The organism is bacterium (assembly GCA_023150945.1).
Classification (GTDB): Bacteria; Zhuqueibacterota; Zhuqueibacteria; order Zhuqueibacterales; family Zhuqueibacteraceae; genus Coneutiohabitans.
Window position 1 is genome coordinate 211,298 of the sequence record JAKLJX010000002.1, and the last position, 21,765, is coordinate 233,062.

The following is a 21,765-nucleotide window of genomic DNA, read 5'->3' on the forward strand; positions in this document are numbered from 1 at the left end:
TGCACCGCACCGGCCGTCACGCCTCACTGCAGTAACAGAAGTTTTTGCGAAGCCACCCAATTCCCCGCGATGATTTTGCAGAAATACACGCCGGTGGACACGGCATTGCCGCCCTCATCGCGGCCGTTCCAGCGCACGCGATGGAGGCCGGCCGGCAGCTTGCCGGCAAGCAGATGCTGCACGCGCCGCCCGCTGATATCGTAAACCGCGAGCTCGACCGCGCTGGCCGCCGGCAGTTGAAAGGCAATCGTGGTGGCGGGATTGAAAGGATTGGGGTAATTGGGCAGCAGGGCAAACGCCGCCGGTGGTCGTCCGGCGGTTGCAAAATCCGCCACGGCTGTGGGTGTGAGCGCCGCGAGAAAATCGACTTTGCCGTAGCCCCACTTCTGATTGGGCACCGGGCCAGTAAACGCGTCGCGCCGCGCGCTGGCGGTCAGAGCGTTGCGAATGTGCAGCGCGTCACGGTTGGGATTCTTTTCCAGCAGCAACGCGATTCCTCCCGCGACCAGCGGGGCAGCGAAGCTGGTGCCGCGTCCCACGGCATGACGATTATCCCGCAAGGTGAAGGCATTCGGAAACGAGGCGGTTCCCTTCCAAATGCTGAAGGGGCTGTTGGGCGAAGCCTCGGCGGAGAGCGTCGAGGCAATCATCTGGCCGGGCGCACTGATTTCCGGTTTGGTGCGGCCGTCGCGCGTCGGCCCGCTGCCGGAAAAGGAGCCGGCGGCGCCGAGCACGACACCGGGACTCTGCAGCGAGTTGTTGTCCAAATCCACCCAGGTGCGCTTGGTGTTCCACGCGCCCACGGTGATCACATTCTTCGCGGTCGCCGGAATCGTCACCGTGCGCGTGGTATCGAGATTCGAGGTCAGCGCCGCGCCCATGCTGGAACCGACCAGCCAGAGATCATACCGGCTGACGTTGCCGGTGATGGTCAGCTTCCACGTGCCCACCGCCGGCAAATTGCTGCTGAAATCGAAAACCTGAATCAAGACTTCCTTGTCGTTGTTGAGCGGATTGGCGCCGGTGGAGGCATTGTCGATGATGACGGCGCCGTTCGGCGTGTCTTGCGCGAAACGCACGCCGCTGTTGGCGGTGTATTGCGCGTTGTTCGGCGCGGTCAAGCGAAAGGAGAGCGTGGCGTTGCCCGGATACCAGGCATTCATTTCGAGATAGTCGTTTTGCGTGCCGCTGCTGGCGGCAAACGCGGGCACGTTGAAATTCACCGTGACGGAATTGCTGACCGCGCCGCCGGCATGAATGTCGTTGTCGCCGTCATTGCCGGCCGCGACCACGATCACTTTGCCGGGTTTGCCCGCGCCCACCAGCTCATCGATCGCCTGCTCCTGCAAACTGCTGCCGTCGTGCGCGCCGCTGTGGCCGCCAAAACTCAAGTTGACGACATAGGGCTTGCCCAACCGGCCGGCCACGCTGTCGATGAAGCTCAGGCCGCGCACGGCATCCGCATCGGAAATATTGCCACTGTCGCCGTTCTTTGATTTGACGAAAATGATATCCGCTTCCGGCGCCATGCCGGCAAAGGTTCCCGCCGGAATGTTGGCGCCGGTGGCGAGGCCGTTGCCGGCCGCACTGCCGGTCACATGCGAGCCATGGCCATTACGGTCAGTGGTGGTAAGCGCGACGCCGCCGCTGAGCGCCGCGTTGATCTCTGCTTCGGTATAGACCATGCCGCCCTGGCTGAGATCGAGCAGATATTTGATGCGGGTTTGGCCGCCGGCTTTGCGAAAATCACCGTGGCGCCAATCAATGCCGGAATCGATCACGCCGACGATCACGCCCTTGCCGGTGAGATTGAATTGCTGCGCGGCGGCTTTGCCTCCTGCTTCCACCACTCCGGTGTCATTGCTGAAGCGCAGCAAGCGCGCCGCTTCCAGGTAAACGACGTTGGGCAGTCCGGCAATCGCCTCCAACTGCGCCACCGGCGCCTCGAGTACGGCGATTTCGCCGATCATCGCCAGCACGCGGGCGCCGCGGGCGGCCAGTTCGCTGCGCGTGCCGCGAGTCTTGACCAGCACGGTGGCGAACTCGCCTGCTGTGGTGGCGTGCAGGCCGCCCGCCTGAGCCAACAGTCCCTTTTGCAGCTCCGGTTGCTGTAACAGCAGCCGCAGCCGTGGATCGAGTTTGGCGGCAACCGGCTCGGGTAATTCCCCCGCAAACAGCGGAACCAGCGTGAGCATGAAGCAGGCGGCAATGAAGAGCCGCAGGCGAAATCTGCGCATTGGTCGAATCTCCTTGGCGAAAGTTAATGCACCGCGTCCTGCTGAAAGCGATAGTCTTTTGACGGTTCGAGGTAACTGACGAAATCGAGTTCGGCAACCGGCAGCAAGGCGGAAGCGGGCAGCGTGGCGGTGGCCACGGTGCCGGTGTGAGCGAGCAGCTTCACGCCCTGCTCCTGCAGTTGGGCCTGCTGCGCCGGCGTCAGCGGCTGCTTGAATTTGATCAACACGGCGACTTCCGCGGCGTTTGCCGCCGCCGGCTCCGGCAGCCGGCTGCGCAGCCGGGGATCCAGTTTCGCGGCGGCGCCGGCTTCGCTGCGCGGACCGCGCGGCGAGCAAGACAGGATGAGAAACGGCGCAGCGATCAGCAGCAGCACGAACAGGCGTCGCATGATTCTACTCCCTTGCTTCGAGAAACGGTGAGCAAGCCCGCGCCGCAGCGCTTCCGGCCGGCGCGCTGAAAATTCGGTGGCCGATGGTGCGGAGATTTCCTATTTTTTGCAAGACGATTTTCCGAGGGCACGTGAAGAGCATAAACCAGACCGCCGGTAATTCTCAACCAAAGCCGCAACTTTCCCGCGGCCAGCGCGTGACGTTTTGGCTCGCGACGCGCTGCGGCTGGCTGGCGCTGCTGCTGATTGGTCACTGGACGCGCATTCGTCTGGTGGGCCGCGAACACTGCGAGCGGCTGCGGGCCGGCGGCAGACCATATCTCATTTGCACCTGGCACGGCAAGATCCTCATCCCCATCTTCGTTCACCGTAATGAAAATATCTGCGGCATGGTCAGTGAGCACCGCGACGGCGAGATGATCGCGCAGACGCTGCATCGCATCGGCTATACCACGGTGCGCGGTTCCAGCACGCGCGGCGGCAGCCGCGCGATGATCGCGATGATTCGCGCGCTGCGCGCGGGCGGTGCCGGCGCAATCATGCCGGACGGCCCGAAAGGCCCACGGCATCAATTCAAAGCCGGCGCCATTGCCATCGCGCAAAAAGCCGGCGCAGATTTGCTGCCGTTGACTTTTGCGAGCTCCTCCTGCTGGCGGCTGCAAAGCTGGGATCAATTCATCATTCCCAAACCGTTCAGCCGCGCCATTGCCCTCTACGGCGAGCCGGTGGCCGTCGAGGCCTCCGCCGATGCCGCACAACTCGAGAGATTGCGGCAACAGATGGAGCAACGCATGCTCGCACTGGAGGCCGAGGCCGAAGCGCATTTCTCGCAACTCGTCTGCGATTCAAATCGCAGTCGCCCAGCGCAAGTCGGCTGAAGCCGGCTCTCACCCAGTGGGCAGTCAGTCGCCCTCAGAAGATTTCGGCCTTGCGCCTGAGAATTGCTTCTCAAGCAAGGAGGGCGAGAACAGATGTAAAATTCCGGTTCCCTTTGGCGCGATGACAAAGATCCATTACCCCGCACTCCTGCCGCTTTCCTGGCTGTATCGCGGCCTGGTTCAACTGCGTAACTGCGGTTACGAGAAAGGCATTCTACCCGTGCAGAAGCTGCCGGCGCGTGTGCTGAGCGTGGGCAACCTGTCAGTGGGCGGCACCGGCAAAACGCCGCTCACGATTTTTCTGGCGAATGCTCTGCAGCAGGAAGGCTGGCACACCGCGATCGTGGCGCGCGGCTACCGGCGCGCCGGCCACGGCACCTGCATTGTCAGTGACGGTCGCGGCCTGCGCGCTGACCTGCACGCCAGCGGTGATGAGCCGCAGTTGCTCGCGGCCGCTTGTGCCGGCACCCCCGTGATTGTGGATGAAAGCAAAACGCGCGCAGCACAAGTCGCGGTGGCGCAGTTTCAGCCGCAGGTGATCTTGATTGACGACGGTTTTCAGCATCGCCGTTTGCACCGTGATCTCGAGATTGTGCTGGCGCCGGCTGAGCTGTTGCGCGGCGCCGCCTGGCTGTTGCCGGCCGGGCCCTTGCGCGAGCCGCTGGGCAATCTGCGGCGGGCGCAACTGCTGCTGCTCACCGGGCTGTCGGCTCTTGCCGCTGCGGCGCAGGAAGCATTGCACAAGCATTGCGCCGATCACTTCGGCGTCAAAACTTTCGCGCTGGAGTTTCAGCCACGCGGCCTGCATCCGCTGATCGGCGGTGAAGCTCTGCCGGCCGCCGCAGCCGCCGACCGCCGCGCGGTGCTGGTGAGTGGCATTGCAAATCCCGCGCGCTTTGTGGAGATGCTGCGCGGCCTCGGCATCCAGCCTGTGGAGATTTTGAATTTTTCAGATCACTACAACTATCGCGCCAGCGACGCGCAACGCCTTGTCGACCTGATGGTGCGATCGCGCAGTGATCTTCTGATCACAACCGGCAAAGACGCGGTCAAGCTGCGGCAATTCGATTGCCTGCGCCGGCTGCCGGCTTACGCTCTCGAAATTCAAGCCATGCCAGCGCCGGATTTTTTGCCGGCGGTGAAACAAGTGCTCGGCGCTGCAGAATGACTGCGCAGCCGCACGAAAGTTGAAAAAATGCCAGTCTGGCAGCGCGAGAAAAGCCTTGCGATTCACTGGCCGGTTTTGTATTTTCATGGCCGCAAATCAAGGGAAAAATGGTTTTTAGCCGCGGATGAGCCTTACCTCTCCCATGACGCACACGCCGCCACACTTTCGCCATTTTGAATCTTCTCATCGCATCATCCCTCAGCATTTGATTCAAATAAAGTGACAGCCATGACAGAAGAGAGTACCATCGGCCGGAGGGCCAGGAAATATTCGATTTTGGTGGTCGACGATGATCGCAACATTTGCAAGATGATCGAAATCAACTTGCGCAAGGAAAAGGAATATATCGTCGACACGGCGAACAGCGGGGAAGCCTGTTTGAAGATGATCCGGGAAAACATTCCGGATCTGATTCTGCTCGACATTCAAATGCCCGGGATCGATGGCATCGAAACCCTCACGCGCATTCGCAATGAAGAGCCGCGCATCCCGGTGGTAATGATGTCGGCACACGGCACCATCGAAAAAGCGGTGAAGTCGATGAAGCTGGGCGCCTATGATTTCATTCAAAAGCCGTTTCCCAGCGACCGCTTGTTGGTGACGGTGCGCAACGCCCTCACCACCAGCTCACTCAAGCAAGAGATCGATTCGCTGCGCTCGGAGCTGAAGGATCGCTTTCAGTTCAAGAATATCATCGGCCAGTCCGGCGTCATGCAGGAAGTTTTCCGGGCGCTGGAGAAGGTGGTCAACAGCAATGTCACGGTGTTGATTCAAGGCGAGAGCGGCACCGGCAAGGAGTTGATTGCGCGCGCGATTCACTACCACAACCCGCAGCGCTGCAACAAGCCGTTTGTCGCAGTGAATTGCTCGGCGCTGCCGGAGTCGCTGCTGGAGAGCGAATTGTTCGGCCACGAGAAGGGTGCATTCACCGGCGCCACCGGCAAGCGCATCGGCAAATTCGAAGTGGCCAGCGGCGGCAGTATTTTCCTCGATGAGATCGGCTTGATGACGCCCGCGACCCAGGCGAAGATGCTGCGCATCCTGCAGGAGCGCGAATTCGAACGCGTCGGCGGCAACGAGCTGGTAAAGGTGGATGTGCGCGTGATCTCGGCGACCAACCGCGATCTCGAAGAGGCCGTGCGCGAAAGTGAATTCCGCGAAGACTTGTTTTACCGCATCTCGGTCTTTCCCATCAAGCTGCCGCCGCTGCGCGAGCGCCGCGAAGACATTCCGCTGCTGGCGGCGCATTTCATCGACAAGTTCGCGCGCCAGGAGAACAAGGAAGTGGAGGGCATCGCGCCGGATGCGCTGGAGCTGCTGATGGCCTACAACTGGCCCGGCAACGTGCGCGAGCTGGAAAATGCCATCGAGCGCGCGGTGGTGCTCGCCTCCACCCGGGAAATCACTCCCAAAGATCTGCCGAACACCGTGCGCGCGATCGGCGAAAAGCGCATCTACGAATCCGACAACACCCTGTCGAGCTGGATCGAGAAACTGGAGGAAGAAGCGCTGCGCAACGCGCTGCTGGAAAACGGCGGGAATATTTCACAGACCGCGAAGAAGCTCGGCATCGGCCGTGCCACCATTTACCGCAAAGCCAAGAAATACGGCCTGCCGATGGTCAAATAGCCGCACCGGCATTCACGCCGCTCGCAGAAAGGGCATCCACCCTGCCGCTGTCAGGTGGGATGCCCTTTTTGTTTCGATGCCGGGCGTGCAGCATGAACACCAGCGCCGCCAATCCCACCGGCAGGGTGAAGGTCAACACCCGCCAGGCGGCGGAGAGCACGCCCACAAAGTTCTCCGGCAACACCTCGCGATAAAGCAGCAAGAAGCCGAACTCGGCGCCGCCGACCGCGCCCGGCGAGGGCACGAAATTCATCACCATGAAGAGCAGCCATTGCGAGACAATCACCTGCAGCGCGTCGAGGTTTTGGCGTAAGCCTTCCAACAAAACGACCAGCAGGCTGCAACGGCATGCCCAATGCACCCCCGCCAATCCCACGGTCACAAAGAAGCGCCAGCCGCCGTGCGTGATCACCTGCCGCAAAGTCTGCATGCCGACGTGTGCTTGCTGCCGGCAGGTCCGCCACCATTCTGCCACTCTGTTTTTGTGCCGCAGCGGCAAACTGCGCCAAACCAGTCTGGCCGCCGCCGATCCGGCTGCCGCCGCGAGCAGCACCGTGAGCAGAATGTCGCCGCCCTGCCAATCCTGCAGCGGCAGCAGATCCCACAGCGCGCCGAGGGCGAAGAACTCGCGCGCGGCCGGCGAAAGCATGAGCACCGCCGGCACACTGAGCAGAAAGAAAAAATACTCTTCCAGCGTCCCCAAAATCATCAGCGAGGCGGCAGTGCCGGCCGGCACGCCGCGCTTGACCAGCCAGCCGAGTTTGAAGTAGCCGCCGCCCACTGCCGTGGGTGTGACCGCGGACACCGCCTCCGCGGCAATGACGATGCGCAGAATCTCAGGAAAACGCGCCGGATGGCGCAAGAAGCTCATCCACACCGAGAGCCGGAGAGCGCTGAGCAGCCACGGCAAAAGCGCCATCGCCAGCAGCAGCAGCGCATGCGAAAGGGGAAAATGGCGCAAGGCCTCGAGTGCCGGCTGATCGATCGTGCAGGCCGAATAGACCGACGTGATCAGCAGACCGAGGCTGAGCACAACAATCAAACGCATGGGAAAAAACGGGCAGGGTCAGCAACCATGCACAACGGCCCATGGGCCGGGCGTGAACATCGCACGGAGGTTGTCAACGCGTTTCAGATCACAGCCAACTGGGGAACAGCCACGACCTGCTCCGGACTTCTCCGGCGCAGTTGCCGCTTGGGCCGGCCGGGCGCCGCGGAAAACGCCCGCTGGAGTTGTTGATAACACGCGCTGAGCTGCCGGCTGCGCACCAGCGAGTTGGAGGCGGCAACGCGTTCGATCCGGGTGTGCGTCAATCCCAGCCGATTCAGCGCGTGGCCGTCATTGTCATTTTCCACCAGAACCAATTGGCAGGCGCTATAGAACCAGCGGAGATAGCCGGCCTCAGCCTGATCGGCTTCCTGCGGCGAATAAGTCGCCACCAGCGGGAGTTGATGGCTGCGGGCGTAGCTCAAGCCCAGCAGGCTGAGCAGCGAAGTGTCCGCGAGATGAATCAAATCCGGGTGGAACGCCTCGAGCTGCCGGGACACGCCGTCGGACAGAGCTTGCGCCTCTTCCTGATCCGGAAAGCGCAGAGCGGAATAAGGCTGCAGGCCGATCACTTCTTCGCGCACTGCCAGCTCCGTGAACGGCGAGCCGGTGAAACAACGAAAACTGATCCTGGCATGTTGGAGGTGAGGAAACGCCCGGGTAAGGGGATGAGCCGGCGCGGTGGCTGAGAGGCTTTCGAGAAAAAAGGCAACCCGCATGAGAGCATCCTTTCTATGAGTATCGCAGAGCTGTCATCACTCTGAGGTAATCCGTCACAATCCTTTGTGAGCGTGGTAACCTGGCGGTTGTCGTGCTGGCGACCTCAGGCCGGGGCCGCAAGACGACAATGGCCTTCACTATCCCGCACTTCCCCGGCAAAATTCAAACCAATGGCGCTGAGCGACGACACGTAAAGTTGTCATAATTATGTGAATGCCAGAGGGCTGATTTTCCTGCGGCCAAAATTCTTGCCCGGCTGGTGACGGCGGTTGCCGAGTGTTCGCGGGAGGTGAGAATTACAGGAATGAAAGCCGAAGACGTAATCGCGAGCGCGTTTGGTACGCCAGGGCGTCGCTGCCGCGGCAGCGAGGGTTCCGCTTGCTTTTCGGGGAATGAAGGCCTTTATTGTGCAACTTTCGCGTGACAAATCAACCAACCGGAGACGCTTCATGAGATGGAGGTTTCGCTTCAGCAGCCAGTTCTTCTATCGCTCGTTGGATTTCGTTGAAAAAGTCGGCAATCTGCTGCCTCATCCCACGAGTTTGTTCGCGCTTTTCGCCGGTCTGGTCATCATCATCTCCGCGCTAGCCGCCGCCTTCGAGCTCTCGGCGATTCATCCCGGCACCGGCAAGACGATTGAAGCGGTGAGCCTGCTCAGCGGTGAAGGCCTGCGGCGCATCGTCACGGAGATGGTGCGCAACTTCACCAACTTCGCGCCGCTCGGCACCGTGCTGGTGGCGCTGCTGGGCATCGGCGTAGCCGAGGGTTCCGGCTTGCTGGGCGCGGCCATCCGGTTGCTGGTGCTCTCCGCGCCGCGGCGGTTGCTGACGATGGTGATTGTCTTCGCCGGCATCATGTCGAACGCCGCTTCTGAAATCGGCTACGTGTTGCTGGTGCCGTTGGGCGCCGTTATTTTTCTCGCGGTCGGCCGCCATCCGCTCGCCGGGTTGGCGGCGGCCTTTGCCGGAGTTTCGGGCGGCTACAGTGCCAATCTTCTGCTCGGCACGGTTGACCCACTGCTCGCCGGCCTGTCGCAGGAAGCGGCGCACATCATCGACCCGGCTTACCTGGTCAATCCCGCCTGCAATTACTATTTCATGGTGGTCTCCACTTTCGTGCTCACGCTGGTGTGCACTTGGGTGGCGGAGAAGATCGTTGAGCCGCGGCTGGGAACCTATACCGGCACGGAAAAGGCCATGGATCTGCAGCCGCTTTCCGCCGAAGAGAAACGCGGATTGTGGTATGCTTTCGCCACCGGGGTGGTCATCGTGTTGTTGCTGCTGTGGGCAGTGGTGCCGGAAGACGGCGTGTTGCGCGATCCCCGCAATCCGGATTTTCTGCATTCCCCCTTTCTCTCCGGCATCGTTGCCATCGTCTTTCTGACCTCGGCGGTGATGGGCATCGCTTACGGCCGCGGCGCCGGCACCGTGCGCAGCGACGCCAACGTCGTCGATGCCATGAGCAAGGCCATGGGAACGCTGGCCTCCTACATCACTCTGGTGTTTTTTGCCGCGCAATTCGTCGCCTATTTTTCGTGGACGAATCTCGGCTTGATCGTGGCGGTGAAAGGCGCGGAATTCCTCAAGGCGGTCGGCTTCGACGGCATCCCCTTGTTGCTCAGCTTCGTGCTGCTGTCCGCCGCCCTGAATATGTTCATGGGCAGCGCCTCGGCCAAATGGGCGATCATGGCGCCGGTGTTCGTGCCGATGTTCATGCTGCTAGGTTACACGCCGGAACTGACCCAGGCCGCCTATCGCATCGGCGATTCCTGCACCAACATCATCTCGCCGATGATGTCTTATTTTGCCTTGATTGTGGCATTTGTGCAGCGCTACAGCAAGGGCGCCGGCATGGGCACGGTGATCGCCACCATGGCGCCTTTCACGGTGGCATTCTTGGTGGCCTGGTCGGTTCTGCTGGTCTTGTGGTTTGCGTTGGATCTGCCGGTGGGACCGGGCGCCGGCTTGCGGCTCGCGGAGTAGCGCAGCGCGGCAGGCGTTGCCGGCCGCGCCGATCTCCGCCCGCACACAAAACGCCCGGGCTCTTACAGGTGGGAATTGGTGTCAGTCCGAAAACGTTCCAACCTCGGCTCAGCCGAGGTTTCTAAAACGACCGGTGTCGTGAAAACTCCGAGGATTGTGATACAACGGCCAAGCCGTTGCTGAAACATACTCTCAAGAATTCACGATTTCGGACGGAAACGAATTACGCCGGCGGCTGTCCCTTGATCATTTCCGTAATTGCGGTGGCCACTTCCAGCGCATGCAAGCCGTCCTCACCGGTGACCGGCGGCGGGGCCTCATGTCTGATCGCGCTGGCAAAGCTCTCCAACTCGGCGCGCAGGGCATTGCTCTCGGGCGCCTCACGCTTTTCGTAGAGGATGTGCCGCGGCCGCGCGCCCTGATCGAGCTTGCCCAGCACCAGGGGAAAGGCCTGGCCGGACACGGTTTCCTCTGGGGCAGTGAGGCGGAAGACTTCGCTAAAGCCCTGCAGGAAATCAACCGAGATGTAGGCGTCGCGTTGAAAGAGGCGCATCTTGCGCATCTTTTTTTGTGAGATGCGGCTGGCAGTGACGTTGGCCACGCAACCATTGGCAAACTGCAGCCGGGCGTTGGCAATGTCCGGCTCGTGCGAAACCACCGCCACGCCGTTGGCGTCAACGCGGGTGATGGCGCTCTGCACCAGGCTCAAAATGATGTCAATGTCGTGAATCATCAAATCGAGCACCACCGCGACGTCGGTGCCGCGCGGATCAAATGACGCCATGCGATGTGACTCGATGAAGCGCGGCGCCAGCGGAAATCCCGCCAGCGCGCGCAGCGCGCCGTTGAACCGCTCGATGTGGCCCACTTGCAGAATCAGGTTCTGCGTCTGCGCCAGGGCAATGAGCTGCCGCGCCTGCGCAATGGTGGTGGTGATGGGTTTTTCGATGAGCACGTGGCGGCCGGCTTGCAGCGCTGCCAGCGCCGTGGTGAAATGATCGCTGGTCGGCACTGCGATCGTCAATGCCGCGCAGTTTGCCAGCAATTCCGGCAGCGCGGCGAACGCGCGCGTGCCATGCTCGGCTGCCACTTGCTGGGCGCGCTCCTGCTTGACGTCAAAAACGCCCGCCAGCTCGACTCCCGCAACTTCGCGCAGGCGCGCAACGTGCAGTGCGCCCAGCCTGCCAACTCCGGCAACTCCAATGCGAATCACCGCCATATTTTCTCCCGTCAAATGGGTCATCAGATCTCGTGCAAGGTGGCACGCTTCCTGTATTGCCTGGCAATGTAGGCTAGTTCGAGTTGTGACGCAATCGCAATTTCCGGCACCCAACGCGACCGCGCCACAACCCCAAAAGAGGAGCAGGAGAAGTCAGACGTGGAACACCTCGAAGGCGCAAAGACACCGGGACGTGCTTCATGACATGACGCTTGCTCTTGCGAGCCTTCGGCCTTTGTGGTTGCAGAGCTTTCAGAATTTGGCTTCAGGCTCGAATGGGTAATCCGCCCCAAGGCCTCCGGTTCCTCTGTTTTCGCTGTGTTGCAAGCCTTTGTTCTGGTGCAGCGATTGCCTTTTCCGCGGAATCATCGGAGCCAAAAAACTTGCATCTTTGCACTGACGTCGGTATTATGCACCTGCTCTTTCGAATCGTATCTCCCCGGGCCATAACTTGCACCATTCGCCTATGATGAAAAAAACCGCTTTGCTGTTGCTTCTGCCGTTCCTCGCGCTGGCATTCCAGAGCTGCCGCAACAATCACAAAGAAATCGCTGAAGTCATCCGGCTCGAAAACCGGCGGGTGGCAGCGCGTGAATTGGTCAAGTTCGTGATGCATCCGCAGGAGGAAGTGCGCAAGCGCGCCGCGATTGCCCTGGGCCGTTCGCAGGATCCCGATGCCGTGCCCGCGCTGGTGGAGTTGTTGCGTTCGGGAAATCCGGCCGTCCGGGTGGAAGCTGCCTTTGCGCTCGGCCAACTGGCGCAGGCCAACACCGCGAGCGTGGTACTGGCCTTTCTCACCAATGAAAAAGACCTGGAAGTTCGCCTGCATCTGCTCGAAGCGCTCGGCAAGATTGCCAGCGATTCCTCCATCAGCCGCATCGATTCGACCCTGCAGCAGTTGCTGCAGGATGACATTCCCATCATGCGCGCCGAGGCAGCGCTCACCATCGGCCGGCTGGCGCACCGCCGTTTTTCGCGGCCAGGCTGGGGCGCAAAGCTGATCGCCCTGCTGACGGATGATAACGAAGAGGTGCGCTGGCGTTCCGCTTATGCGTTGTTCCGCCTCGCCGACGCCGCCACGGCACCGGCATTGGAGCAGGCGCTGCAGGATCGCAGCGGCCGCGTGCAAATGCAGGCTGCGCGCGCGCTCGGTGTCATCAATGCGCAGAAGGCCATCCCCTCGCTCAGCCGCCTCGCACACCACGACCCGGACTGGCGCGTGCGCGTGAGCGCAGCGCAGGCGCTCGGCAATCTGCTCGATCCGCAGCGCGACACCACCATGACGGCGCTGCTTCCCCTGCAGGACGCCAATCTCCACGTCCGATTGACGGCCGTACGCGCCCTCGGCACCGCCTACGAACACATTTCGCGCCGTCAAGCGCAACCAGCGCAAGCGGCAGTCGTCGCGCTTTTGCTGGGCCAGATCAAAGGCGCAGCGGCAAGCGGCGAACTCACCACCACCTGGCAGGAGCAAGTGGCAGCAGCGCAAGCGCTGGCCTCGGCGCTCGGGCCAGAGGCATTGACGCCGCTCGCGCCGCTGGCCGCCAGCTCCGAGGTTTATGTTCGCGCCGGCGCAGCGCCGGCCCTGGCAGCCACGCGCGCGCCCGGCGCATTGCCCATCCTGGAAAAGCTTGCCACGGACGAAGCAACGCTGGTGCGAATCGCCGCGCTGGAGGCCCTGCCCAAAATTTCTGCACCGCCCCAAGCATTGCCGATATATCTAAACGCCCTCGCGAGTGGCGACCAGGTGCTGACTGCCATCGCCGCACAAAACCTGGCAGCGGATTCCAGCCGGCGGCAGGAACATGCGACCGAAATCATTCAGGCCTATGAGAGCTTGCAGCCGCCGGTCGACGTGGAGGTGGCGCAAATGATTTTCAAAGCCCTGGCCGACTGCCGCAATCCCGCAGCCGTTCCGTTGCTCGAGGCAGCGTTGCAGGTGCCGGACAAACCGTTCGCGGCGGCTGCGGCAAGCGCGCTGCAACAGCTCACCGGCCGGGATTACAGCGACAAACTGCCCAAGGAAACCAAGCCGTCCTGGGATTTCGAGTATCGCGAAATCAGCAAGCTGCGCAGTGCCTGGGCCACGGTGGAAACCGACGCCGGTGAATTCGAGCTGCAATTTTTCCCCGAAGAAGCGCCGCTGGTGACGCTCAATTTCGTGCGGCTGGCGCAACGCGGATTTTTCAACGGCCTGCTCATTCATCGCGTGGTGCCGAATTTTGTGATTCAAACCGGCGACCCGCGCGGTGACATGTGGGGCTCGCCCGGCTATTCCCTGCGTTCGGAATTCAGCCGGCTGCGCTACACCCGCGGCATGGTGGGCATGGCCAGCGTCGGCCCGGACACGGAAGGGTCGCAGTGGTTCATCACTCATTCCGACCAGCCGCATCTCGATGGCCGCTACACGATTTTCGCGCGCGTGCGCAAGGGTATGGAAGTGGTGGAGGAGCTGCAAGTCGGTAATCGCATCAAAAGGATCACGACTCACTTTTGAGGAAGCAGTCATGAAAGGACTTTATCGCGCGCCGGTGGCAATGCTCATGCTTGCCGGCCTTTTGGTGTTTGCCTGCCAACCGGAGCCCCAGCCGGAACAACAAACCAAGTCGTATTCGCTCGTCTTTGATCCCTCGCAATCAGACCCGACTGCGGTGCGCATCGCCGAAGAGGTGAGCCGGGCCGCGGGCGCTGAAAAACTCGCCCAGGTGAAACAACTTTCCTTTCACTACACCGTGCAGTCGGACACCGGCGCAATCGTGGATTGGAGCCACGATTGGGATCGCCAGACGAATCGCTATCGCCTGGCAGGCCGCCTGGGCGAGGATCAAATCGTGGCGTACTTCAATCTCAACTCGCAGCAGGAAGGCGCAGTCTTTACCAATGGCCGGCGCGCGGACGTGGAAGAAACGCACAGCCTGCTCGGCATGGCCTACTCGCGCTTCATCAACGACACCTACTGGCTGCTGTGTCCCTTCAAACTGATGGATCCCGGCGCCCGCTTGCATTATGAAGGCACGCAAGACGTGGAGGGCATAACATATCAAGTGTTGCGCTTGAGCTTCATCGAAAGAGTCGGGTTGACGCCGGATAATATCTATCGCATCTATGTTGACCCGGCCACGCATCTGATCAGACGCTGGGAGTACATGCCGGTGGAAGGCGCCACGCCGGTCGCGGCGGCGTGGGAAAACTGGCAGGACTTTGGCGAGCTGAAACTCGCGACCGAGCGCAAAATGGCAGGCAGTACTCGCCGCATCGTTTTTACCGGCATCGTGGCCGCCACCGAGATTGACAGCACAATCTTCGAAGTGCCATCACCAGTCGGTGCCGGCCAGCGCTGATTTGCGGCGGCCGCGTGGAGATGGTTTTCAGGGTCACAGTACACTCTAGCGGCCGCTCGCCGGCATCTTTTCTTTGAGAGAGGCCGGAAGATATTTTTGCGCGAGCTGCAAAACGCCCGGCGGCCCGGCCGCCACCCACCTGCGCAGATTACGTTCATCTCCCCGGGCTTCCTGGCCGAGCCAGAGCGCCACCGGCAATGCCCCCCACTTCTGATCAAAAGGCCCGCTAGAAAGGCCCTTCATGAGCGCGCCGGATTCCTCCGGCTTCGCCTGCGCCAATGCCGCCAAGCGCTCGACCAAGATGGGTTGCAGCCGGGCCAGCACTTCCTGCGCATGCGGCGTCAATTCCCCTCCTGCACTCAGCCATTTGCTGGAAAGCGAACGAAAGTTGCCCAACCCCTCAGTGAGGCATTCCCACAAGGCCACTTCGAACGGCGATTGCAAGGTCAAACCTTTCTGCCGGCGCCAGGCTTTGTGCAACACATGGGTGAATTCGTGAGCGAAAAACCTGTCGATCTTGTCGTGATTGGCGGCAGCCTTGGCGGGGCCGTATTGGTGCTGCAGCTTGTGCAAGTCGAAGCAGATGATCGAATCGGCGAAGAGAAAAGCATCTTCGCCGCCGCGATTGCCCAGCAGAATGGCAATCGTGTCAGGCGGGGGAATGTTTGCGAAGGGAATGCGCAACGAATCGATCATCGCGGGCCAGGCCGTCGCCCGGCGGTGAATCAGATCCGCCCAGTCCGCTTCTGCTTGTGACCATCTTGGCTCACCGGCGAGAACCTGCGGCAGCAACTCGGGATCATGCCGGCCGCGAATAGCCGCATACCACGCGCGCGTGACCACTCCGTTCTCCGTTATGCCGTGTGTGATGACCAGCATCGTGCCGGGGCCGCGGCCTGCTGGCTCCTGGCCAACGACGAGAGCCGCCGTCGCCAGCAGTATCGCATTTGCGCACGCGCAGAACACCTTTCCGATGGGTCGCAAGAGATTTCTCCTTTGGTTGATGCAATGGCAGCAACTCCGAGTGAATCCGAACGCACAACCGCTTGGCGCAAGGTCAAAAAACCTCTGCTGGCATGCAAGCGGAAAATCGCGGGGCGCGCCGGCGAATTTCCGCTTGCACTTCAGGCCGTGATGCTGTAAGTTTTCGCATGAAATCCGACGTGCGTTTGAACCCTTTTTATTCCAGCCCAACCCTCATACCGGATTGCCGCCTGTTCTCCGGCTACAAACCGTGTGTCCCTCACAAACTGTGCGCCGGCTGCCAGGATCGCCTCGCCATGGGCACGCGTGTGTTGCTCGTGAATCTCGACGCGCTCGGCACGGTGCTGGCCACCACCGCGCAATTGCCCGCAATCAAGCGCGCCTATCCGGACTGTCATCTCACTTGGCTCACCCGACCGAATGCCATGCCGCTGCTGCAGCACAATCCCCACATCGATCATCTCGTCGAATGGAATGACGAAAACCGCATGGTGCTGCTGCAACAGCGCTTCGAGCTTGCCTTGAATGCCGACAAAAGCCGGCCGGCCGCGGCATTCATGAATGCGGTGCAAGCGGCCGGCAAGCGCGGCTTCGGGTTGAATGAAAACGGTGCCATCGTGCCGCTCAATGCGGGTGCAGAGTACAGCTTTCGCCTCGGCGTCGACGATCACTTCAAATTTCGGGTGAACCGGCGCACCGGCAATGATATCCTGGCAGAGGCGTGGGAGCTCGAATACCGCCGCGACGAATATGTTTTGGATCTAACGGCCGAAGAGCAGGCCGCCACCGAACGCTGGCGGCGTGAGTTGGGTTTGCCGGAAGCAGCGCTGGTCATCGGTTTCAACACCGGCTGCTCGACGCTCTTTCCCTTGAAGAAATTGGAGCTCGAAACCCAGGCCGCCGCCATCCGGCAACTCGCGGCGGAGCTGCCTGAGGCCAAAATCATTTTGCTGGGCGGCCGGGAAGACACCGAGCGCAATCAACGCCTCGCGGCTCTGTGCGAGGGATTGGCATTGCCCACGCCCACGACGCTTGGCTTGCGCCAGGGCATTGTGCTGACGAATCTCGCGGATATCGTGGTGAGCGGCGACAGTTTGGGCATGCACCTCGCGATCGGCTTGCAGAAGCACGTGGTCGCGTGGTTCGGGTTGTCCTGCGCGGCGGAAATCGATCTCTACGATCGCGGCGTTAAAATTATCCGCGAGCTGGCTTGCGCGCCGTGCTGGAAAAAAGCCTGCGATCTGCCGCACGGTCCGATTTGCGTAACGGAGTTCAAGCCGGAGTGGATTGTGGCTGCAGTGCACCAGGCACGGCGCCAGCTCGCCAACCGTGCAGCGGTGGACAGGCACGTCAACGAAACTGCGGCTCTCGCCGTTCCACGAGGATAATCAGTGCCCGTCCGAAATCGCAGATCTTTGATAGTGTCTGCCCAGAATGAAGAAACCGGCCGGACGCATGGCCCCGGAGCGTTCACAAGTCAAATGGAACCCGCTTTTGCTCATCACGAAGCGCGCGGGCGGTGATGTTTTTGGACGGATACGAATTGCACAGCCAAAATCAGAACCGTGAATTGCGTGCCGCCGCCGGCGGCTCAACTCAACTCCGAATTGCAACGATCGCTGGCGGAGAAAAGATGTTTCCTGCAAGTGACCAGCTTTTACCGACCACATGAGCACAACCATCGCGGAAACGGCCGCACCTCAACCCGCAAGCCGGTTGTTGCCGATCACACTCGGCGACGACCACATTCGCCTCTCGGCCCTGGTGATTACCAAAAACGAGGCCGGTAATATTCATGACTGCCTGGCTTCGCTGCATTGGGTGCAGGAAATCATCGTGGTCGACGCCGAGAGCGAAGACAACACCGCGGCGCTGGCGCGCGAGTTCACCGACAAGGTCTTTGTGCGCCGCTGGGAAGGCTATGCCGCGGCCAAGCAGTTTGCGTTGGCGCAGTGCAGCGGCGAATGGGTGTTGTGGATCGACGCCGATGAACGCGTGCCCGCGGAGCTGCGCGAAGAGATTTGCGCCCTGCTCTCCGGCACACCGGCGTGTGCGGCCTACGAGCTGCCGCGCCTGGCGAATTTCCTCGGGCGCTGGATGATGCACGGCGGCTGGTATCCCGGGCATGTCGTGCGGCTGTTCCGCCGCGAGCTGGCCGGCTTCAACACCCGCAGCATTCACGAAGGCGTCGAAGTGCGCGGCAAGATCGGGCGGCTGCAGAACCATCTTCTGCATTACACCGATCGCGACCTGCGGCACTATTTCGAAAAATTCAACCGCTACTCGTCGCTGGCCGCCGAAGAGCTGCAGCAAAGCGACCGGTGCTTCCAGTGGTGGGATTTGCTGTTCCGGCCGCCGTGGATGTTCCTGCGCATGTATTTGTTCAAAACCGGATTCCTCGACGGCCTGCCCGGCTTCATTCTCGCCTGCTTGTCGAGTGCGTATGTGTTCACAAAATATGCGAAGCTGTGGGAGCTTGAAAAAAACGCAGCCGCGCGCTGAGGCGCGGCCAACCAGGTTGGAATCAGGCACGCATGAATTCTTCTGACTTGCTTGCATCATTTTTTGCCGGCTCGCGCCGGGCGTTGGCCAAAGTCATTACGGCGGTGGAAAACGAAACTTCAGAGGCGCCGGCGCTGCTGCACGCGATCTACGGCCGCGTCGGCAAGGCCTATCGCCTGGGCATTACCGGCCCGCCCGGCGCCGGCAAATCCACCATCGTCGATGAACTCACCAAGCTGCTGCGCCGCTTCAACCACAGCGTCGGCATCGTGGCCGTGGATCCCTCCAGCCCGTTTACCGGCGGCGCCTTGCTCGGCGATCGTGTGCGCATGGCCGACATCAGCGTCGATCCCGGCGTGTTCATTCGCAGCATGGCGACGCGCGGCTCGCTCGGCGGTCTCTCCCAAAAAGCGCAGGAAGCCGGCGACGTGTTGGATGCCTTCGGCAAGGATTTCGTCATCTACGAAACCGTCGGTGTCGGCCAGTCCGAGCTTGACATCGTCGAAACCGCGGACACCGTGATCGTGGTGCTGGTGCCGGAGAGCGGCGATGCCGTGCAGGCCATGAAGGCCGGCTTGATGGAAATCGCCGATATTTTTGTGATGAACAAATCCGATCGCGCCGGTGCCGCACGCGCGCTGCACGAGTTGTCGGCGATTCTGCATCTGCGTCCGCCGGCGCCGTGGCATCCGCCGGTGGTGGCAGCCACTGCTTCACAAGGCAAGGGCCTGGAGGAGATTTGGCAACAAGTCACCGCGCATCGCGAATTTCTGGAGCGGCAGGGGCATCTTCACCTCAAACGCCGCCACCGCCGCGAGACCATGATTCGCGAGCTGGTCGCGCGGCGCTTGCAGCAGGAATTTTGGGATGAACGCGCCGAGCAACTCCTGCACGACCACTTGCACGATTTTCATGAAAACAGCCTCTCGCCCTATGAGGTCGTCGCAGCGCTGATGCAGAACGCCGCGGCCAGACGCTGAGAATGCCGTGTGCCAAGCGGCTTGCCAACTGTTGGGTAAGATCGCCACAAACCGACAGAAGGATTGCTCGCCATCAGTCATCGCAGAAAACTGATGGTAAACTTCTGATCTCCGCCTCGATTAGAAGTCTTCTCATGAATCCGGCTTAAGTCTTGGAAATCAGTGACTGCCTGTCAAGAGCGATGCGTGTTTGTGAGGCAGGAATCCCGCAGTGTTCGGCAGGAATGAGGAGACGAGAGGTTGCCCCGCATGGCATGCCCCTTGCCAAACGTCATACAGGTCGGTGATATTCAACCGGAATATCAGCCGTCCATGACGTGGCATGCGGCGGAAGGCAGCACGTACAGGCCGGCATCTATGAACCAATCAACTTCAGTCCATAGAGGCTGTCTTCCGCTTATGTCTTATCGATCCTGGAGTTGACAAGTGAAACGCTGCACGTTGGTCATCACCCTTGCTGCTTTGCTCACCGGCTGGCTCGACGCGGCCGCGCAATCCGGCAGCGCGGTGCGGGTTGAAATCTCCTCGCAACGGCGGCCTGCCTCCGCGTCTTCCGGCAGGGGTGAAATCGATTTGTCCATTCGCAGCAGCAGCCGCGGCTACCTGACTTTGTATCAAATCACACCGACCGGCGGCTTCGAAATTCTCTATCCCAAGCCGCATCACTGCTGGCGCGCGCTGGAGGCCAATCGCAATTATCACTTGGAAGAATTGGCGGAGGATATCCGCCTGCCGTATGAAAGCCCCACCAGCAACGCTTATGTCGGCGGCATTTTCACGGTACGCGCGACGCATATCGTGCCGTGGTTGGAGCAAGCCTTGCGTGAGCAGGGATTGTCATCCGGCAGGGGCAATTTGGCAGGCGCGGCGCCAGATCCGCAACGCGTGATCGCAGATTTGGAGGCTGACATGCACTACCGGCTGGGCGCTTCCGCCAGGCCGGCTTTTGCGGTTGCCGCGATTCCTTTCGGTTCGGCCGCAGGATTGGCGCAGCAGCAGCCAATCGATTCGTCCCTTTCGACTCAGGCCGGGCAAACTTCTCGTGCTTTGCAGCCCGCGGCAAGGCAGCCGGCAGTTGCTTCGCCTTTGTTCGGACCGCGGCCGGGCGGCGTGGGTGTGAATGCCTTCGATCCACAGCGCAAACCGGTGCCGGAGTTGCGCAGCAAGCCGCGTGATTCCGTCAGCGTTCCCGCAAAATCCTCCCGTCCTCGTTTCGCGCCGGAGAAAAAGAAGACGGCGCCCCCTGCCGGCCGCAGCACGGAGAAGAAACCTTCCGCCAAAACCCGCGAGCGCAACTGACGTGCTCATTCCTCGCCGTTGTTTCGCAAGCCAAGTTGTTTGAGTTTGGTGAAAACATGGCTGCGGTCCATCCCCGCAAACTCCGCGGTTTTGCTGACGTTGTTGCCGAAGCGCCGGAGAAGCTGCGAGAAGTATATCTTTTCAAACTGCTCTTTTGCTTCCTTGTAGGGCAGACTGCCGAACTCGGGCGGGTCAGCAGCGCCTACCGGTGCCAGACGGCCGCGAATCACCTCCGGCTGAATAACTTCACTGTCTTCCAGCAGCAGGGCACTGGCGATGATGTTCTCCAGCTCACGCACGTTGCCGGGAAAATGATAACTCTCCAGCAAGCGCAGCGCTTCCGGCGAAATGTCCTTCACCCGGCGCGCGCCACGGCGGCTGTACACCTCCAAAAAATGCCGCACCAGCAGCAGCACATCACCGTGGCGCTCGCGCAACGGCGGCACGGTGATGGGAAAACGATTCAAGCGATGGAACAGCTCCTCGCGAAAGCGTCCCTGCGCCACCGCCTCTGCGAGCCTTGTGTTGGTGGCGGCAATGACGCGCACATTGACTTCGATCTGCTCGGTGCCGCCCAGGCGCTCGAAAGTCCGCTCCTGCAGGAAGCGGAAGAATTTGATTTGAAGGTGAACCGGCAAATCTCCAATTTCATCCAGAAAGAGCGTGGTATGGTTGGCGCGCTCGAACTTGCCGGCGCGGCGTGAAACGGCGCCGGTGAAGGCACCTTTTTCGTGGCCAAACAATTCACTTTCCGCGAGATGTTCCGGCAAGGAGGCACAGTCGGCGACCAGCAGTTGCTTCTGCTTGCGCGGGCTGTTGAAGTGAATCGCGCGGGCCACCAGCTCCTTGCCGGTGCCGCTTTCCCCCTGCAACAAAATCGTCTCGTCCGTTTCCGCCACTTTGCGGATCAAATCGAACATCCGGCGCATGGCAGTGCTTTCCCCGACGATATTCTCGAAACGATAGCGCTGCTTCACCTCTTCCTGTTGATAGAAATGCTCGCGCTGCAGCCGGAATTGCTGGATGGCGGCGTCGATGCGGCTGACCAAACGCTCATAATTGAGCGGCTGCTTCTCGAAAAAATCGAAGGCGCCGGCCTGCCGTGCTTGCGCCGGCGAATCCTCGGTGCCGTAGCCGGTGAGCACGATGACGCAAATATCGGGATAGTCTTCGTGCAGTTGCTGCAGCACTTCGAAGCCGTCGACGTCCGGCAGCCGCAAATCCAAAAGCACGACGTCGAAATTGCTGCGGCGTACCAACCCCAGCGCTTCGCGGCCGCTGGCCGCCGCCTCGGTTTTATAGCCGACTTCGCTCAGCCATCTGGCGAGCTGTGCCCGCATACTTTCTTCATCATCGACGATCAAGACCTTGCCGGCTTTCATCACTCAC

Annotated in this window: 17 protein-coding genes; 10 read left to right on the plus strand and 7 right to left on the minus strand. The window is 61.1% G+C overall.

Translation table 11 applies throughout. From position 1 onward, the window contains the following. Nucleotides 1-23 precede the first annotated feature (23 nt). On the minus strand, nt 24-2,237 hold the full coding sequence (locus tag L6R21_04165; protein ID MCK6558373.1) for a S8 family serine peptidase: 2,214 nt from the start codon (nt 2,235-2,237) through the stop codon (nt 24-26). Nucleotides 2,238-2,260: 23 nt separating this feature from the next. Then, entirely contained in the window at nt 2,261-2,626 is a 366-nt protein-coding gene (locus tag L6R21_04170) for a hypothetical protein (protein MCK6558374.1), read from the minus strand. Nucleotides 2,627-2,757: 131 nt separating this feature from the next. Here L6R21_04170 and L6R21_04175 point away from each other — a divergent pair, with 131 nt between their 5' ends. From L6R21_04175 to L6R21_04185, 3 genes are all read left to right on the plus strand, one after another. Then, the gene (locus tag L6R21_04175; GenBank protein MCK6558375.1) at nt 2,758-3,504 is read left to right on the plus strand and encodes a lysophospholipid acyltransferase family protein; all 747 of its coding nucleotides are present in this window, start codon (nt 2,758-2,760) and stop codon (nt 3,502-3,504) included. A gap of 121 nt (nt 3,505-3,625) precedes the next feature. Beyond that, a complete protein-coding gene (lpxK, locus tag L6R21_04180) occupies nt 3,626-4,672 on the plus strand; it encodes a tetraacyldisaccharide 4'-kinase (protein ID MCK6558376.1) in 1,047 nt (348 codons plus the stop codon). Between the two features lie 228 nt (nt 4,673-4,900). Beyond that, nucleotides 4,901-6,301, plus strand: coding sequence for a sigma-54 dependent transcriptional regulator (locus tag L6R21_04185; GenBank protein MCK6558377.1), 1,401 nt, complete (start codon nt 4,901-4,903; stop codon nt 6,299-6,301). Here L6R21_04185 and L6R21_04190 read toward each other — a convergent pair. Next, nucleotides 6,294-7,349, minus strand: a complete 1,056-nt coding sequence (locus tag L6R21_04190) for a flippase-like domain-containing protein (GenBank protein ID MCK6558378.1) — start codon at nt 7,347-7,349, stop codon at nt 6,294-6,296. The two genes, L6R21_04185 and L6R21_04190, sit on opposite strands and share 8 nt — an antisense overlap. A gap of 83 nt (nt 7,350-7,432) precedes the next feature. Then, entirely contained in the window at nt 7,433-8,068 is a 636-nt protein-coding gene (locus L6R21_04195; protein ID MCK6558379.1) for a hypothetical protein, read from the minus strand. 450 nt (nt 8,069-8,518) lie between these two features. On the opposite strand from L6R21_04195, the gene L6R21_04200 reads away from it, so the two are divergent. Continuing rightward, a complete protein-coding gene (locus tag L6R21_04200; protein MCK6558380.1) occupies nt 8,519-10,051 on the plus strand; it encodes an AbgT family transporter in 1,533 nt (510 codons plus the stop codon). 223 nt (nt 10,052-10,274) lie between these two features. Here the strand turns inward: L6R21_04200 and L6R21_04205 are convergent, their stop codons facing one another. Beyond that, nucleotides 10,275-11,294, minus strand: a complete 1,020-nt coding sequence (locus tag L6R21_04205) for a Gfo/Idh/MocA family oxidoreductase (GenBank protein ID MCK6558381.1) — start codon at nt 11,292-11,294, stop codon at nt 10,275-10,277. Between the two features lie 442 nt (nt 11,295-11,736). On the opposite strand from L6R21_04205, the gene L6R21_04210 reads away from it, so the two are divergent. Both L6R21_04210 and L6R21_04215 read left to right on the plus strand, forming a co-directional pair. Then, on the plus strand, nt 11,737-13,767 hold the full coding sequence (locus L6R21_04210) for a HEAT repeat domain-containing protein (GenBank protein ID MCK6558382.1): 2,031 nt from the start codon (nt 11,737-11,739) through the stop codon (nt 13,765-13,767). A 10-nt stretch (nt 13,768-13,777) separates the two neighbouring features. Then, the gene (locus L6R21_04215; protein ID MCK6558383.1) at nt 13,778-14,611 is read left to right on the plus strand and encodes a hypothetical protein; all 834 of its coding nucleotides are present in this window, start codon (nt 13,778-13,780) and stop codon (nt 14,609-14,611) included. Between the two features lie 45 nt (nt 14,612-14,656). On the opposite strand, the gene L6R21_04220 is transcribed toward L6R21_04215, so the two are convergent. Next, nucleotides 14,657-15,595: a hypothetical protein gene (locus tag L6R21_04220; protein ID MCK6558384.1), complete on the minus strand. Its 939-nt coding sequence runs from the start codon at nt 15,593-15,595 to the stop codon at nt 14,657-14,659. A 167-nt stretch (nt 15,596-15,762) separates the two neighbouring features. On the opposite strand from L6R21_04220, the gene L6R21_04225 reads away from it, so the two are divergent. The 4 genes from L6R21_04225 (at nt 15,763) to L6R21_04240 (ending at nt 20,376) form a co-directional block, all read left to right on the plus strand. Continuing rightward, nucleotides 15,763-16,983, plus strand: coding sequence for a glycosyltransferase family 9 protein (locus L6R21_04225; GenBank protein MCK6558385.1), 1,221 nt, complete (start codon nt 15,763-15,765; stop codon nt 16,981-16,983). 280 nt (nt 16,984-17,263) lie between these two features. After that, nucleotides 17,264-18,097 (plus strand): glycosyltransferase family 2 protein, encoded by an 834-nt coding sequence (locus tag L6R21_04230; protein MCK6558386.1) that lies wholly within the window; start codon nt 17,264-17,266, stop codon nt 18,095-18,097. A gap of 32 nt (nt 18,098-18,129) precedes the next feature. Then, nucleotides 18,130-19,077: a methylmalonyl Co-A mutase-associated GTPase MeaB gene (gene meaB / locus L6R21_04235; protein MCK6558387.1), complete on the plus strand. Its 948-nt coding sequence runs from the start codon at nt 18,130-18,132 to the stop codon at nt 19,075-19,077. 426 nt (nt 19,078-19,503) lie between these two features. Further along, entirely contained in the window at nt 19,504-20,376 is an 873-nt protein-coding gene (locus L6R21_04240) for a hypothetical protein (GenBank protein ID MCK6558388.1), read from the plus strand. Nucleotides 20,377-20,381: 5 nt separating this feature from the next. Here the strand turns inward: L6R21_04240 and L6R21_04245 are convergent, their stop codons facing one another. Continuing rightward, nucleotides 20,382-21,758 carry a sigma-54 dependent transcriptional regulator gene (locus L6R21_04245; GenBank protein ID MCK6558389.1) on the minus strand — a complete coding sequence of 459 codons (1,377 nt, stop codon included), beginning with the start codon at nt 21,756-21,758 and terminating at the stop codon, nt 20,382-20,384. Between the last annotated feature and the right edge of the window lie 7 nt (nt 21,759-21,765).